Source organism: Candidatus Accumulibacter sp. ACC012, from assembly GCF_907163155.1.
Classification (GTDB): domain Bacteria; phylum Pseudomonadota; class Gammaproteobacteria; order Burkholderiales; family Rhodocyclaceae; genus Accumulibacter; species Accumulibacter delftensis.
In genome coordinates this window covers 31,377-46,448 of record NZ_CAJQUC010000011.1, presented here as the reverse complement: position 1 = coordinate 46,448, position 15,072 = coordinate 31,377, and the positions used below count along the sequence as shown (strand labels likewise).

Genomic DNA, 15,072 nt, shown 5'->3' with positions numbered 1-15,072 from the left:
GAATTGCTTGGCGCCCGTGTATCTGGGAAACAATGACGTGTTAATCTACCCGGAAACAACGGCCCGTTTTTCATTCTTCCCATGACGGAAATCTCCCTGCCCGATAAACCCCTGCTGCTGATTGTTGACGACGACCCGCTGATCTGTGACAGCTTGAGTTTTTCGCTGAGTTCGTTCTTCGAAGTGGTCACCAGCCATTCGCGCCTGCATGCCTTGCAGCTGCTTCGGCAGTTGCGCCGGCCGCCGGAGCTGGCGCTGCTTGACCTCGGTCTGCCGCCACTGCCGCATCGTCCCGACGAGGGCTTTGCGCTGATATCGGAGCTGCTCAAGGTCGCGCCGGAAATGCGTATCGTCGTCCTCTCCGGACAAAGCGAGGACGGCAACGCACGTCACGCGCGGACGCTTGGCGCGGCCGATTTCGTGGCCAAGCCGTGCAACCCCGCCGATCTGCACCAGCTTCTCCAAGGGGCGCTGACGTTTCGCGCCCTCGTCGAGAAGCGCCCGCCGGGCGCGGCTGCCTCACCGCTGATCGGTAACAGCCCGGCTATCGACAAACTGCGGTTGCAGTTGCGACAGTATGCCGACCTGCCTTTCGCGGTACTGATCGAAGGTGAATCGGGGAGCGGCAAGGAAATCATCGCTTCGGCTTGTCTGCATTACGATACGCGCCGTCGCGAGAAGCCGTTCCTGGCGCTGAATTGCGCGGCAATTTCGCCGAACCTGGTGGAGGCAACCTTGTTTGGCTACGCGCGCGGCGCGTTTACCGGCGCCATCGCCACCAAGGCGGGTTACTTTGAAGACGCCACCGAGGGCACCTTGTTTCTGGACGAGATTGGCGAACTGGCGCTCGAACTACAGGCCAAGCTGCTGCGGGTGCTGGAAAACGGCGAGTATCAACGGGTCGGCGAAACACAGCCGCGCGTCAGCCGGGCGCGCATCATTGCCGCCACCAACCGCGATTTGCGCAAGGAGGTGCGGACCGGCAATTTCCGGGCCGATCTCTACCACCGCCTGTCGGTGTGCGCCATCGTCGCTCCGCCATTGCGCGAGATGGGCGACGACAAGCTGCTCCTGCTTGAACACTTCCGGCAGCTGTACGCGGCCCAAGCGCAGCAACTGCCGTTCAGTCTTTCCGCCGAGGCAAGGCGCCTCTGGCTCGACTACTCTTTTCCCGGCAATGTCCGCGAGTTGCGTAACATTGTCATTCGTCTGGCCAGCAAGCACTCGGGGCAGGTGGTCGACGTGGCTGCGCTGGAAGCCGAGCTTGACGTGCCTGACGAGCCGCTGGCCGCGGCGACCGGCGTCGCCACTGGCGGCGGTGAGGAGGCCGACGGCGAGGTCATCATCGCCGCGGCAACGCAGCGCTTGCGGCAACGCGAGCCCTTCAGTCTCGATGGCTTGCTCAATGCCACCGAACGCGGCTATATCGAAGCCGCGCTGAAGCTGGCGCATGGCAATGTCAGTCAGGCTGCTCGCCTGCTCGGCATCCATCGCACGACGCTCTACAACCGCATGGAATCGTCGGCGCGGGAACTCTGATGTATCTAGAACATTTCGGCCTGCATCAAGCGCCTTTTCGGATCACGCCGCATACCGAGTTCTTTTTTGCCGGCGGCAAGCGCGGCGCGACGCTCGAGGCTCTGATCTACGCGATCACTCACGATGAAGGCATCGTCAAGGTCAGCGGCGAGGTGGGTAGCGGCAAAACGATGCTCTGCCGGATGTTGCTCGAGAAGCTCCCGGATAACGTCGAGACGGTCTATCTGTCCAATCCGCTGCTCTCGCGCGACGAAATTCTCTTCGCCATTGCCGAGGAGTTGCGCATCCCCCTTGCGGACGGGCGTAACCATCTGCTGCTCCGTTCGCTTCAAGAGCGTCTCCTGGAGATCTACGGCAGCGGTCGCCAGGTGGTGGCCTTGATCGACGAGGCGCATGCCATGCCGCCCGAGGCTCTGGAAGAGATTCGGCTGCTTTCCAATCTGGAGTCCAACCGCCACAAACTGCTGCAAATCGTTCTCTTCGGTCAGCCCGAGCTGGATTCCCGCTTACGGCAAACGAGCATGCGCCAACTCAATGACCGCATCACCCACAATTTCAGGCTGGAACCGCTGCGCCGCAGCGATGTTTCGGTCTATCTGTTGTTCCGCCTGCGCGCGGCCGGTTATCGGGGGCCGGATCCCTTCACCAAAGGGGCTGTCGAGCTGATCAGCAAGGCCTCCGAAGGGCTCAGCCGACGCATCAACATTCTTGCCGACAAGGCGCTGCTCGCCGCTTTCTCCGAAGGTGTGCATCAGATCGATCGGCGGCAGGTCCGGGCGGCGATTCGCGACGTCGAGTTCCGCCGCCTCAAGCGCCGTTTTGGCATCGGCTGGGCCTGGGCGGGCGCCGCGGCAGCAGGCCTTTGCGTAGTGGTCGTCGTCGCCTATCTCGCCGGCAGTCGGAACCTCGCCAGTCTTGGCGGCCCGGCCGGCGTTCCCCTCGCCGAGCCGCCGGTCGTCGCGGCCATGGCCGTGGCACAGGGCGTCGAGGCACCGCTTGCGGCGCCGGCCTTGGCGCTGGACGCAACGTCCGGTGTCGCAACGGCGGAGCTTTCGGTCGCCGCTGCGGAGGCCCCGCCACCAGGCACCGAGTTGCCGCGCGCGCCAGCTTCTCTGACGCTGGCTGAGCGTAGCGCGGCCAGCGCCGCCTGGCTGGCAAAGACTCCGGATAGTCATTTTTTCATTCAGTTGCTCGTCGTCGATGCCGCAAGTGAGAAAGAAGTGCTGGATTTCATTGACAAGCATGCCGCAACGCTTGACCTGCAGCAGCTTCGCGTCTATCGCTCGAGTCTGAGCGGTCGCGACCGGCTCGGCGTCATTTATGGCGACTATCCGTCACGCGAGCTGGCGAATGCTGCGCTGGCCAAGCTCGCCGAGGTCAGCCCGGCGAGCAAGCCCTACGTTCGAGCGGTCAGCCGACTACGCTGACAACGCTCTCCGGGGTGCCTCGGAATAGGGTTGTAACACAATAAAAATCATGCACTTGCCTCGAAGTTTTGTCGTGGTATCATGAAGTCAACCCTTAACCGGAGCAAGCCCGAGCGTGCCTCTGCAAACTCTCAGCGCCATCCTTTTTTCGCTTCTCCTTGGCGCTTGTACGCCGACGACGCTCAGTGGCGGGCCGGCGCCTGCACACCTGCAAGCCGACAGCGTGGTCAGCACGCCGGGCACTATTCCTGCACCGGTTCAACAGAGCCTCTCTCTACCGAGGCCACGGCCGGCCGGCAAGACCGAGACCTACAGCGTGGTGGTCAACAACGTCGCGGTTCACGATCTGCTTTTTGCCCTCGCCCGCGATGCCAAGCTGAACGTTGATATCCATCCCGGCATTGTCGGAGAAGTGACTCTCAACGCCATCGATCAGACCCTGCCGCAGCTGCTTACACGTATTTCCAAGCAGGTGGATATGCGCTTCGAACTCGATGGCCCGAACCTGGCGGTGATGCCCGACGCCCCCTATTTGAAGAACTACAAGGTCGACTACGTCAACATCTCTCGCGACGCCACCGCCACGATATCGACCAACACCCAGATTTCCACCAGCGCGTTGGCGACCGGCGCTGGCGGTGCGGCCGGAACGGGGAACACCTCGCGGATTCAGATCGAGAACAAGTCGAACAACCGTTTCTGGGCGTCCCTCGAGAAAAACCTCAAAGACCTGCTGCATGAGACCGACAAGGTCTTCCCGGAAGGTTCCACCGAGACGGTGACCGAGGAGGCCAGCTCGCAAAGTACCAGCGGTACCGGTGCTGGCGCGCCGGCACAGGCAAAGGGCACTGCGGCGCGCCTGACGCAGCTCGCACAAGGCTTGGCCGGCAGCCCGAATCCAGCGACGCTGCAGAACACCGGCGCCACCGTCGTCAAACGGATGACCTTTCGTGAAGCTGCGTCGGTCATCGCCAATCCGGAAACGGGGGTGATCGACATTCGGGCGACCGCTCGACAACACGAAAGAGTGCAGGCCTTCCTCGATCGGGTGATGAGCAGCGCCCGGCGCCAGGTGCTGATCGAGGCAACGATCGTCGAGGTGGGCCTGAGTGATGGCTACCAGCAGGGTATCGAGTGGAGTCGCCTGACCAGTGGCAGCACTTACGAGATCACCAAGCCGGCGGTGACGACGAATGTCGGTACGGCCGTGACGCCCTACGTCATCAAGTACAGCAGCCTCAACCCGGCGAGTCTGCTGGGAAGCGTGGAACTGCTGCGTGCCTTTGGCACCGTCAAGGTCCTCTCCAGCCCCAAGCTGACGGTGCTCAACAACCAGACGGCGACGCTCAAGGTTTCCGAGGACTTCGTCTATTTCAGCGTCAAGCAGGATTCCGTGGCAGGAGGTCCCAACACCAACGCGACCGTGAGTACCACAACCACGCCGCAGTCAGTCTCGATCGGTTTCTTCATGAGCCTGACGCCGCAGATCAGCGACAACGGCACGGTGACCCTTAACGTCCGTCCGTCGATTTCCAGTATCGCCGAACTTAAGCAGGACCCCAACCCAGCGCTTACTAGGCCGAACTTAGTGCCGCAGATCCGCATGCGCGAAATCGAGTCGATCATGCGCGTTGAGAGCGGCGACATCGCGGTTCTCGGCGGGCTGATGGAAGACCGCTTGGACAATAGCACCGGTCGCCTGCCCGGCCTCGGCGATATCCCGTTTATCGGGGAGGTGTTTAATACCCGCAAGAACTCGTCCACGAAAACAGAGTTGGTCGTTCTGATCCGCCCAACGGTGATCAAGGACGCGTCGATCGATGGCGACTTCAGCAATTTCCGCGACGCCCTGCCCGACAAGGATTTCTTCAAGGCCGATCAGGTTTACCGGCCCTTCTCGCTTCCCGAGCGCTCTCCGGAGCCCTTGCAGTGAGTCTGTTGATGGACGCCCTGCGGCGCGCCGAGGAAGCCAAGCGCAAGGCTAGTGCCAACGCTCGGCCGACGGCTACGGTGCCGAGCGAATTGCGCCTTGACCCTTTGCAGCCGGAAACTCCGGCGAGCAGGGAGGCTACGGAGACGGTGGAGGAACAGCCGCTTTCCTCGCTTGACGCGGGCTTCGACGCGCTGCAAACTGGTCGCGCTTCGCGGACTTCACCCTCGGCGCCAACAAAAGCTGCGGCTGCAGTGGCGAACTCGCGAGCCAACTTCGAGAGTCAGCAGGCCGATGAGCGCAGCGCGGCGAGAAACCTCTTTGCCGTCAAGCAAACGCCCAGGTCGCGCACCTCGCTATGGCTTTTTCTCGGACTGGTCTGCGTCGCAACGATGGCTATCGGGGGTTATTTCTGGTGGCAGTTGCAGTCGATTTCCGGCGGTACTCTGGTCGCACCGACGGCCGTCGCTCGGCCGCCTGCCTATCCGATGCCTGCAACGCAGCCAGCCCAGCCCTTGGCCGCGCAGCCAACGCAGCCCGCACAGCCGCCGACCAGTACGCCGCCGGGTTCGCTGGAGGGGGCTGCAGAAGTTCGCGGCGAGCTACCGCCAGCGGGCACGCCGGCAGCAGAAGCGCGGCAACGGTCGGCGCCGACAAGCCGACTTCCTGATCCCTCAGTGACCACTTCCGCGGCGGTGAAGCGCCCCTCCGGAGAGCCTGCAAGCCGTCCTCGAGCAGCCGCTCCGGGGGTCTTCCAACCCAGCAGCAGCAAGCAGCAGGCGCAGACCCTCGACAAGGCCTACGACGCCTGGCTATCTGATCGACTGGACGAGGCGCACCACGGCTACGAACAGGTTCTGCGCAGGGACCCCCGGAATGCCGACGCGCTGCTCGGGCTGGCGGTTATTGCCAGCCAGCGGGGGAACGCCGAGCGCGCACAGGCGCTTTATCTGCAGGTTCTCGAGTCCGACCCCGGCAACGTGACTGCGCAGGCCGCGCTGATCAACATGCGCGGGCAGAGCAGCGCCGCTCGCTCCGAGAGTCGTCTGAAGACCTTGATCGCCAAGCAGCCGGACTCGGCCGCTTTGTTCTTCGCGCTCGGTAACCTCTACGCCGGGCAGAGCCGCTGGAGCGAGGCGCAGCAGGCCTATTTTCAGTCCTATTCCCTGGAGCCGGGCAACGCCGACCATGTTTTCAACGTTGCTGTCAGTCTCGACCAGCTACGCCAGAAGAAGCTGGCTGTGCAGTATTACCGGATGGCCTTGACCGCTGCCGAAACCTCGCCTAGCGCCTTCGACAAGAATGCCGCTGCACAGCGCATCGTTGACCTGCAGCAATGATGTTCATCGTCTGCGCCGATCGCCGTCACTGAAGGGGCTGTTCGCGCGCTCATGAACTCTCCAGCCACACCCCTCCATCCCGCCCATTCCCGGCCGCTGGGCCAGATTCTCCTCAGTAAGGGGATTCTCAGCGAAGACCAGCTGCGTATTGCCCTGCTCGAGCAGATGAAGTGTAATCAGCCGATCGGCAAGCTTCTGGTGTCGCTCGGCTTTGTCTCCGAGGCGACCCTGCGTGACGCGCTTTCGGAGAGCCTGGGCAAGCAGAGTGTCGATCTATCGAATGCGATCATCGACCCTTCGGCGCTGAAATACGTTCCGCGCGATCTCGCCAAGCGCCACCACCTGCTGCCGCTCGACTACGATGCTGAAAACCTGCGTTTGACGGTCGCCATTGCCGACAGCAACGACATTGTCGCCCTGGATCGAATACGTACGCTGACCAGCGACGAGATCGAGATCGACACCCTGCTGGCCGGCGAGACAGAAATCGACCGTGCCATCGACCAGTACTACGGCCACGAGTTGTCGATCGACGGCATCCTGCACGAGATCGAGACCGGCGAGATTGACTTCCGCGGCCTGCAATCGTCGGCCGACGAGTACAGCCAGCCGGTTGTGCGTTTGATCGACTCGCTGCTGACCGACGCCGTCAAGCGCGACTCGTCGGACATTCACTTCGAGCCGGAAGCCAGTTTCCTGCGCATCCGTTACCGCATAGATGGCATGCTGCGCCAGATTCGCTCGCTGCACAAAACCTACTGGCCGGCAATGGCGGTGCGCATCAAGGTCCTCTCGGGCATGAATATCGCCGAAACGCGCGCTCCCCAGGACGGTCGCATTTCGCTCAACTTGCGCGGTCGGCAGATCGACTTCCGCGTTTCTGCACAACCGACGATTCACGGTGAGAATATCGTCCTGCGCATTCTCGATCGGCAGAAAGGGATCGTGCCCCTCGAAGGCCTGGGTCTTGCCGACAAACAGCTCGATCAGCTGAAGCTGATGATTGCCCGCCCGGAAGGGATCATCTTCGTGACCGGGCCGACCGGCAGCGGCAAGACGACCACTCTCTACTCGGTGCTCAACCATATCAACTCCGAGGGGGTGAACATCATGACCCTTGAAGACCCGGTCGAGTATCCGATGACCATGGTGCGCCAGACGTCGGCGGCCGATTCGCTAAAACTCGATTTCGCCAATGGCATTCGCTCGATGATGCGCCAGGACCCGGACATCATTCTGGTGGGTGAAGTGCGCGATGCAGAAACCGCCGAAATGGCCTTGCGCGCGGCGATGACCGGCCACCAGGTGTATTCGACCCTGCATACCAATTCGGCCCTCGGCGCCATACCCCGCCTGCTCGATATCGGCATCGTGCCCGACATCATGGCCGGCAATATCATCGGCATCATCGCCCAGCGGCTGGTGCGGCGGCTGTGCGTGCATTGCAAGATCCCCTACCAGGCCGAGGCGCACGAGGCGCGCCTGCTCGGCAACCTGGCCGATGGACCGCGGCCGGTGGTCTATCGGCCGGGCGGTTGCGAGCGCTGCGAGTTCCAGGGCTATCGCGGGCGCCTGGCGATCATGGAGCTGCTGCGCATCAATGGCGACATGGACGAGTTGATCGCTCGGCGCAGCACTTTCCGGGAAATGCGCACGCTCGCCAGCCGCCAGGGCTTTGCCACCCTCGCCGACGACGGCCTGCGCCGCGTTCTCGACGGTTCGACGGCGCTCGAGGAAGTCGGCCGGGTCGTTGACCTGACTGACCGGATGTAGGATCGGTGCCGCTCTACACGTATAAAGCGGTCAGTCCCGAGGGGCGGATGCTTCTCGGCAGGATCGACGCCCTCAACCTGGTCGACCTCGAAATGCGTTTGCGGCGTATGGAGCTGGACCTGGTCAGCGGCGAACCGGTCAGCCAGCGCACTCTGTTTGCCAGCGGTGGCGTGCCACGCCGGGAAATGATTCACTTCTGCTTCCATCTTCAACAGCTGGTGCGTGCCGGTGTGCCGCTCATCGATGGGCTGGCGGATCTGCGTGACAGTCTCGAGCACCCGCGCTTCCGTGAGGTGGTGGCCAGCCTGATCGAAGCGATCGAGGGCGGGCAGACGCTCTCGCAGGCCATGGACGGTCACCGCAGCGTCTTCGATGCCGTTTTCGTGAGCCTGATCCGCGCCGGTGAAACGACCGGTCGCCTGCCGGAAGTCTTGAACAGTCTCAACGAGGCATTGAAATGGGAGGACGAACTCGCCTCGCAAACGAAAAAGATGATCGCCTACCCCGCCTTCGTGGCTGTCATCGTCCTGGCTGCCAGCTTTTTTTTGATGGTATACATGGTTCCCCAGCTCAAGATGTTCGTGAAGAACATGGGGCAGGTCCTGCCGACGCAGACGGTGGTCCTCTTCTTCATCTCCGACCTGATGGTCGACTACTGGTATGTTCTCCTCTTGCTGCCGGCGTTACTGGCGCTCGGCCTGCGCGTCCTGTTGCACATTAATCCGCTGGCACGCGTTCGCTTCGATGGCGTCAAGCTTGGCTTGCCGTTTGTTGGCAACATTCTGCGCAAGATTGCCCTCTCCCGCTTCGCCAACACCTTCGCCCTGCTCTACGCTTCCGGTATCCCGATTCTCGAGTCGATCCGCACGACGCAGGATGTCGTCGGCAATCTGGTCATTCGCCGCGGCCTGGAGCGCGTCGAGCAGTTGATCGGCGAGGGGCAGAACGTGACCGCCGCTTTTCACGCCACCGGCTTCTTCCCGCCGCTGGTGATCCGCATGCTGCGCGTCGGCGAGAATACCGGGGCGCTCGACGACGCCTTGATGAACGTCAGCTATTTCTACAATCGCGACGTCAAGGAGTCCGTGGCGCGCATGCAGCAGCTGATCGAACCGATGCTCACCGTGCTCATGGGCGCCCTGCTCGGCTGGATCATGCTCTCTGTACTCGGGCCGGTCTACGACGTGATCAGCAAGATCAAGGTATAGCACGATGGCTGCCCGTCGCCTCCTCTACCTCAGCGCCCATCACCTGTCGGCTTTTTCCTGGCAATCCGGGGTTTTGGCTGATGAGCACTCGTTCGACGCCAGCGAAGCCGGGCAAGCAGCATTTGCCGACTACCTGGCGGCCAACTCAAGCCGCGTCTTCTTGATCCTGGCCAACGTCTCGGAAGAAGGGTTCCAGATCGAAACCATCCCGTTTCTACGCGGCGCCGACCGCCAGGCGGTCATTGCGCGCAAGCAGGGACAACTGTTTTTCAATGCCAAGCTGGTGACCGCGCTTTCGCTCGGTCACCAGAAATCGCGTCGCAAGGACGAGCGCGTCATGCTCGCCGCGCTGACGAGGCCCGAGGTTTTTGCCCCCTGGCTCGATGCACTGGCCGCCGCCGAGCTGGCTCTCGCCGGCGTCTACTCGCTGCCGTTACTGGCGCCGAGCTTGCTTCGCAAGCTCGGCATTGGCGCCCAGCCTTGCCTTTTGCTAACCATTCAGGACCAGAGCCTGCGCCAGAGTTACCTGGAAAACGGCGAACTGCATTTCAGTCGCCTGACGCCTCTGCACAACAGCAGTATTGGCGGTATTGCGCAGACTTTCTCGAGCGAAGCTCTGAAACTCCAGCAATATCTGGTCGGTCAGCGCCTGATCGGTCGCAAGCAGCCGATCAAGGCCTACCTCCTGGCGCATGCCAGCGCTCGAAAGGCGATCGAGAACAGTTGTGTCGATAGCGAGGCCTTGTCTTTCACAGTCCTCGATATCGAAGACAGCGCGCGCAAATGCAAGCTCAAGACATTGCCCACCGACACCCACTGCGAGCTTCTTTTCCTGAACCTGCTGGCCACCGATCCTCCGCGCGCGCAGTTCGCCAACGATGATCAGCGTCACAACTACCATCTCTGGCTGTTTCGCTCGGTCGTCCGCAGAGTCGCTTCGCTGGTTTTGCTGAGTTGTCTGCTGCTCGCCGGCAAGCAGCTTTTCGACGCCTCGCGGATCGAGAACGAGGTCGCTGTTCTGGCCCGCGAGACCGGACTCACTCGCCAGCGCTATGCAGACATCGTCAAGACCTTTCCGCCGATTCCAACGACCAACGAAAACCTGCGTCGGGTGATCAACCGCTATCTAGAGCTGGAGAGGAATAGTGCGTCGCCGGGGTATCTGTATCGTGAGATCAGTCTTGCCCTGGAGCGCGCCGAGTGGGTCGATCTGGAGGCCATTGATTGGCAAGCCGGGAAGCCGCAATCACCGTCGGCGCCGGGTGGCGTCAATGTCGTGAGCAGCGAGCTGCAGCCGGTCGATCAGGAGACGGCAATTGTCCGCGGAACCCTGCGCCTTGACGGCGACAGCAACCCGCGGCAGGTGCTGGCCGTTTTCAATCGTCTCGTCGCAGCCCTCAGGGCCAGGCCGCAGTTGGCGGTCGAGGTCCTGCAGCAGCCCTTCGACGTCGAGTCCGGCAAGTCCCTCAAGGGTGGCGACGCTGCGCTGGAGAGCAAGGAGCCGCGATCGTTCAAGGTGCAGATTCGACGGACAATTGGCTTATGAAAATTGTTCCTGCCGATTTTCGCAAGCTGCGAGCGAGCGTTGTGCTCGGCGTCCTGATGATCGCCGTCGGCGCCCTTGCCCTGTATTTCGCGTTGGCGGCCATGAAGCGCGCAGAGCAGGGCAGGGTCAGCATCGCTGCCCAGTTTGCGGAAGCCGACGGCAAGCTGAAGCAGGTACGTAACGAAGAGAGCGAGGTCAAACAGAAGTCGATTGTCTTCAACAAGCTGCAAGAGCGTGGCATCATTGGTGACGAGCAGCGGCTGGATTGGGTGGAGTTGCTGAAAGAGATTCGCGACAAGCATCGTCTGATCGATCTACGCTACGAAATTGCGCCGCAACGCATGCTCGATGGCCAACTCGGGAACGACTTCGTTTTCTTTGCCAGCAGCATGAAGCTGGAATTGAAACTGCTGCATGAAGAAGATCTTACCCGACTGCTCGACGACTTGCGCCGGCAGGCGAAGGCGCTGATCCGGGTGAACAGTTGTCGCGTCGAGCGCTTGCCGGCGCCTGGCGAACAGCGTGGCGGTGGGCGGGCGAATCTGCTGGCCGATTGCGAAATCGAGTGGTTGACCTTGCGTGACCTGCGTGGCAAATGAGCAGGAAAGCGCAGGAAGGGGCGGGACAGTCAATGACCGAGCTTTTACCGACAGCAAAGCTCGCCGTGCTGGCGGTGGGTGCCTGGCTACTGCTGCTGGCGACCTGCCCGTCGGCCGTCGCGGACGAGCAAGCGCTCGGTCGCCTGTTCTTCACTCCGGAACGCCGCCAGCAGCTTGATCGTCAGCGTGAAATGAATGTTCTCGATCAGCAGCAAATCCCTGCCGATCCGACCCTGACCATTGACGGCGTCGTCACGCGCAGCAGCGGCCGACGCACGGCCTGGGTAAACGGTCAGCCACAGCACGAAGGCGACTTGTGGAGTGGCCTGACGGTCACCCCGCGCCACGGCGAGCCGGGCAAGGTGTTGCTCGATATCAGCGATGCGCCAGCGGCGAGCGCGCGTGTCGGACAGACTGTAAACCGCAACTCCGGCGAAGCGACGGACCTGCTCAAGGGCGGTCGAGTCAGTGTTCACTCGACGTCGCGAGGAGCGAGGTAGACGATGCCGCCGGCTACCGAAGTGCGGCGCGGGGTGATCGCTGGCAGGCGTACTTTGCGCCAGCAACAGCCGCGAATCGACCCGCACCGGCTTGCGTCTCGATCACGTCAGAGCGGCATTGCGCTGATGGCCATGCTCACCCTATTAACTCTCTTCGGACTGTATGTGTTTGTTGGGCGGCTCAGTGCGACCCAATACAAGCTAGGCAACGTGGAAACCGATGCGGCGATCCTTGCCGAGGCTGCCGAGGCGCTGATTGGGCGTGCCGCCAGCGACGGAAATCGTCCCGGCAGCTTGCCCTGTCCGGCTCCAAGCGACGCCGGGGTGGCGCCGCTCCTCGTTGGCAATGAGTGCCCGGCGTACATCGGCCGTCTGCCCTGGTCCACTCTCCGCGTGGGGGCCTTGCGCGACAGTGCTGGCGAACTTCTCTGGTACGCACTCTCGCGCGGACTCCGTGACGACGATTCGGCGCAACCGATCAACTCCCAGACTCCGGTGGAGCTTACGCTAGATGGAGCTCCGAATATCGCCGCGATCATTTTCTCACCGCAGGCGCCACTCCCCAACCAGAGCGGTCGTCCGGGCAACACCGTCAGCGACTATCTCGACGCTAGCAACAGCGATGGTGACAGTGCATATGTTTCAAGTTCGCCGTCGGCAGCCTTCAACGATCAGGTACTTGCTGTTCCCAGGCGCGCCATCTTCCGTGTAGTCAACCAGCGTGTGTTGGTCGAAGTCGGGGGTCCGGGGCTCTCACCGTCGCAATGGGGCTTGCGCAAGTACTACGCCGACAACGGGAGTTTTCCTTGGGCCGACAGCGATGCCGATGGCTATGGCGACGTTGGCGCGACTTTGGGCTATTTGCCTTACAACGAGTTGCTACTGGCCGCTTGGCTGAGCCCCAACGGGTGGCCGCCGCTGATCCGTTACGAGCGGCTTGGCACAGACTCCGCCCGGGTAAGCGTCGATAGCAGTACCCTGGATATCGTCCCATGAACCCTGGACGCTTGCGCCGGGATGCGGCCGCGGCCGTCGTCCGCGCGAGGGCACATGGCTTTACTCTGGCTGAACTGGCCATCGTGCTGGTCATCGTCGCGTTACTGGTTGGCAGCCTGCTGGCCCCGCTGTCGACGCAGATTGATAGTCGTAACCTTGCTGACACCAGGCGGGCTTTGGCCGAGATCCGCGAGACGATACTCGGCTACGCCGTGGTCAATGGCCGCTTGCCGTGCCCGGCGTTGGCGAACGTTGCCAGTGGCGCGGCGGGCGCCGGGCTAGAAGGGACCCGAGCTGCCAGCGGTTGTACCAATATTGCCGGGGTTGTGCCGTGGGCGACGCTGGGAGTTGCAGAGACCGATGCCTGGGGACGGCGCTACTCCTATCGAGTCACTCGTGCCTTCACCAAGGCCGTTCCCCCGCCCGACATCGACGAGTGCCCCGTGCCCCCCCCCCCACTGCCGCCGCTACCTCAGAGTGCTGCTTTCGCGCTCTGCTCGCCGGGCGGCATGAGTGTGTTGGTCACCGCCGGGGGGGCCGGAGTCGCCACCGCTGTGCCGGCCGTTGTTGTCTCGCACGGTAAGAATGGCCAGGGTGCCTACACGGTTCTAGGGACGCAAACGGCGGTCGGTACCGATGTCGATGAACAGGACAACCAGTTGACCGGCGCGGGAAACACGATGGTCAATCTCGATTTCGTCTACAAGCCAGCGATTCCTAGCTTTGACGATGAAGTCGCGTGGATTCCGCCGGGGGTGCTTTTCAGCCGGATGATCCGGGCCGGCAAGTTGCCGTAAGCGGTTTGCCGGCAAGGTCGGAACCTTCGGCGGCAGCGTCGTCCCGTTGCATTGACCCTCCGCGTCGATTAGGGTCCAATAGGCCTATGCCTACGTTCTACCTTCAGCAAGCCGGCCGATGAGTGCCGCGCGGACCTTCCTTGAGCGCCTGCGTAACGCCGGCATTTGCCCTGGCGACGGCGAAGAACTGCGTCTGCAGAAGTCTCTGCTGTTCTTTGCCACCGGCCTGATCAGTCTGGCGTCGATGGTCTGGCTGTCGATTTATTGGCAACTCGGACCAAGGTTTTCGTCGAATCTCCCGTTTGCCTTGCAGTTGCTGCTCGTTGGGAATCTGCTGGTTTACCTGAAGACTCTGAACTTCAACCTCTTCCGGCTGATCCAGTTGTCCCTGTTCTTGTTTACGCCCTTCGTGGCGCAGTGGAGCATCGGCAGCTTCATCACTGCCAGTGGCATCAGCCTGTGGGCTTTGCTGGCGCCGATCGGCGCCGTGCTGTTCATCGGACCGCGTGCGTCCGGGGCCTGGTTTTTCGCCTACGTTTGTCTGACCACACTTTCCGGCGCCTTTGACTACTACCTCGCCGACACGGCGAGCAGTTTGCCGCCCGAAGTTCCGGCAGCGACGGCGGCCTTTTTCTTCGCGCTCAACTTTACGGCCGTATCGAGCATCGTTTACCTGTTGCTGCGCTACTCGGACAGCGAAAAGCACCGCGCTCAGCAGCGCCTGCAGGAAGCGCACCGCTTACTGCAGGTCGAGCAGGAGCGTTCGGAGCGACTTTTGCTCAATGTCCTGCCGGCGCCGATTGCCGAACGCCTGAAGAATAGCAAGCAGCCGATCGCCGACGGCTTTGCCGAAGTCTCGGTGATGTTTGCCGATATTGTGAACTTCACCCGGGTCGCAGAAGGAATGACGCCACAGCAGGTTTTTGCCATGCTCAACAAGATTTTCTCGTGCTTCGATGAGTTGGCCGAGAAGTACGGTCTGGAGAAAATCAAGACCATTGGCGACGCCTACATGGTGGCCGGCGGCCTCAACGACGAGCACAGCGACTTTTCGGGCGCTCTGGCCGAAATGGCGCTGGAGATGTGTCGCCTGCTGCACGATGACGTACAACTCAACGAGATGCGTCTCGAACTGCGCGTTGGCATGGGTACCGGGCCGGTGGTAGCCGGTGTCGTCGGCAAGAAGAAGTTCATTTACGACCTTTGGGGCGACACTGTGAACATTGCCAGTCGGGTCACCAGCGAAGGTGTTCCCGGCGTGGTTCAGGTCGATGACCGCACTTATCAGCTTTTACAGCATCGCTTCGAGTTTCATCCGGCGCAGACGATTTACCTGAAAGGCAAAGGCAATATGGTTGTCCACCGGCTGATCGGTTGCCGAAGCGGTAGCGCGGCCGCATAGTCACGGGCGGGCGAC

The 15,072-nt window shown here is 62.0% G+C and carries 12 protein-coding genes; all 12 read left to right on the top strand.

Annotated features, from left to right (window positions below; all coding sequences use genetic code 11):
• Positions 1-81: 81 nt before the first annotated feature.
• The 12 genes from QZ648_RS12910 to QZ648_RS12855 all read left to right on the top strand — a co-directional run bounded on the left by QZ648_RS12910 (position 82) and on the right by QZ648_RS12855 (position 15,057).
• Positions 82-1,539, top strand: a complete 1,458-nt coding sequence (locus QZ648_RS12910; protein ID WP_291997318.1) for a sigma-54 dependent transcriptional regulator — start codon at positions 82-84, stop codon at positions 1,537-1,539.
• Positions 1,539-2,966 carry an AAA family ATPase gene (locus tag QZ648_RS12905; RefSeq protein WP_291997317.1) on the top strand — a complete coding sequence of 476 codons (1,428 nt, stop codon included), beginning with the start codon at positions 1,539-1,541 and terminating at the stop codon, positions 2,964-2,966. Before QZ648_RS12910 ends, QZ648_RS12905 begins: the two co-directional genes overlap by 1 nt.
• Before the next feature lie 115 nt (positions 2,967-3,081).
• Entirely contained in the window at positions 3,082-4,899 is a 1,818-nt protein-coding gene (locus tag QZ648_RS12900) for a type II and III secretion system protein (RefSeq protein ID WP_291997316.1), read from the top strand.
• Positions 4,896-6,236 carry a tetratricopeptide repeat protein gene (locus tag QZ648_RS12895; protein WP_169067059.1) on the top strand — a complete coding sequence of 447 codons (1,341 nt, stop codon included), beginning with the start codon at positions 4,896-4,898 and terminating at the stop codon, positions 6,234-6,236. The genes QZ648_RS12900 and QZ648_RS12895 overlap by 4 nt, the downstream gene beginning before the upstream one ends.
• Before the next feature lie 51 nt (positions 6,237-6,287).
• Positions 6,288-8,009, top strand: a complete 1,722-nt coding sequence (locus QZ648_RS12890; RefSeq protein ID WP_169067058.1) for a GspE/PulE family protein — start codon at positions 6,288-6,290, stop codon at positions 8,007-8,009.
• 5 nt (positions 8,010-8,014) lie between these two features.
• The gene (locus QZ648_RS12885) at positions 8,015-9,217 is read left to right on the top strand and encodes a type II secretion system F family protein (protein WP_291997315.1); all 1,203 of its coding nucleotides are present in this window, start codon (positions 8,015-8,017) and stop codon (positions 9,215-9,217) included.
• Between the two features lie 4 nt (positions 9,218-9,221).
• Positions 9,222-10,763 (top strand): hypothetical protein, encoded by a 1,542-nt coding sequence (locus QZ648_RS12880; RefSeq protein ID WP_291997314.1) that lies wholly within the window; start codon positions 9,222-9,224, stop codon positions 10,761-10,763.
• Positions 10,760-11,362: a hypothetical protein gene (locus QZ648_RS12875; RefSeq protein ID WP_169067056.1), complete on the top strand. Its 603-nt coding sequence runs from the start codon at positions 10,760-10,762 to the stop codon at positions 11,360-11,362. The genes QZ648_RS12880 and QZ648_RS12875 overlap by 4 nt, the downstream gene beginning before the upstream one ends.
• A gap of 32 nt (positions 11,363-11,394) precedes the next feature.
• Entirely contained in the window at positions 11,395-11,862 is a 468-nt protein-coding gene (locus QZ648_RS12870; RefSeq protein ID WP_291997313.1) for a hypothetical protein, read from the top strand.
• A gap of 3 nt (positions 11,863-11,865) precedes the next feature.
• Positions 11,866-12,858: a hypothetical protein gene (locus tag QZ648_RS12865; RefSeq protein WP_291997312.1), complete on the top strand. Its 993-nt coding sequence runs from the start codon at positions 11,866-11,868 to the stop codon at positions 12,856-12,858.
• Complete coding sequence (locus QZ648_RS12860) at positions 12,855-13,655, top strand: type II secretion system protein (protein ID WP_291997311.1); 801 nt, start codon at positions 12,855-12,857, stop codon at positions 13,653-13,655. Before QZ648_RS12865 ends, QZ648_RS12860 begins: the two co-directional genes overlap by 4 nt.
• Positions 13,656-13,773: 118 nt before the next feature.
• A complete protein-coding gene (locus tag QZ648_RS12855; protein WP_291997310.1) occupies positions 13,774-15,057 on the top strand; it encodes an adenylate/guanylate cyclase domain-containing protein in 1,284 nt (427 codons plus the stop codon).
• The last annotated feature ends 15 nt before the right edge of the window (positions 15,058-15,072 follow it).

Bases quoted from the DNA above. Each gene is read 5' to 3' on its own strand.
- QZ648_RS12910 (WP_291997318.1), top strand. From the start codon at position 82: ATGACGGAAATCTCCCTGCCCGATAAACCCCTGCTGCTGATTGTTGAC.
- QZ648_RS12905 (WP_291997317.1), top strand. From the start codon at position 1,539: ATGTATCTAGAACATTTCGGCCTGCATCAAGCGCCTTTTCGGATCACG.
- QZ648_RS12890 (WP_169067058.1), top strand. From the start codon at position 6,288: ATGAACTCTCCAGCCACACCCCTCCATCCCGCCCATTCCCGGCCGCTG.
- QZ648_RS12880 (WP_291997314.1), top strand. From the start codon at position 9,222: ATGGCTGCCCGTCGCCTCCTCTACCTCAGCGCCCATCACCTGTCGGCT.
- QZ648_RS12875 (WP_169067056.1), top strand. From the start codon at position 10,760: ATGAAAATTGTTCCTGCCGATTTTCGCAAGCTGCGAGCGAGCGTTGTG.
- QZ648_RS12870 (WP_291997313.1), top strand. From the start codon at position 11,395: ATGACCGAGCTTTTACCGACAGCAAAGCTCGCCGTGCTGGCGGTGGGT.
- QZ648_RS12865 (WP_291997312.1), top strand. From the start codon at position 11,866: ATGCCGCCGGCTACCGAAGTGCGGCGCGGGGTGATCGCTGGCAGGCGT.
- QZ648_RS12860 (WP_291997311.1), top strand. From the start codon at position 12,855: ATGAACCCTGGACGCTTGCGCCGGGATGCGGCCGCGGCCGTCGTCCGC.
- QZ648_RS12855 (WP_291997310.1), top strand. From the start codon at position 13,774: ATGAGTGCCGCGCGGACCTTCCTTGAGCGCCTGCGTAACGCCGGCATT.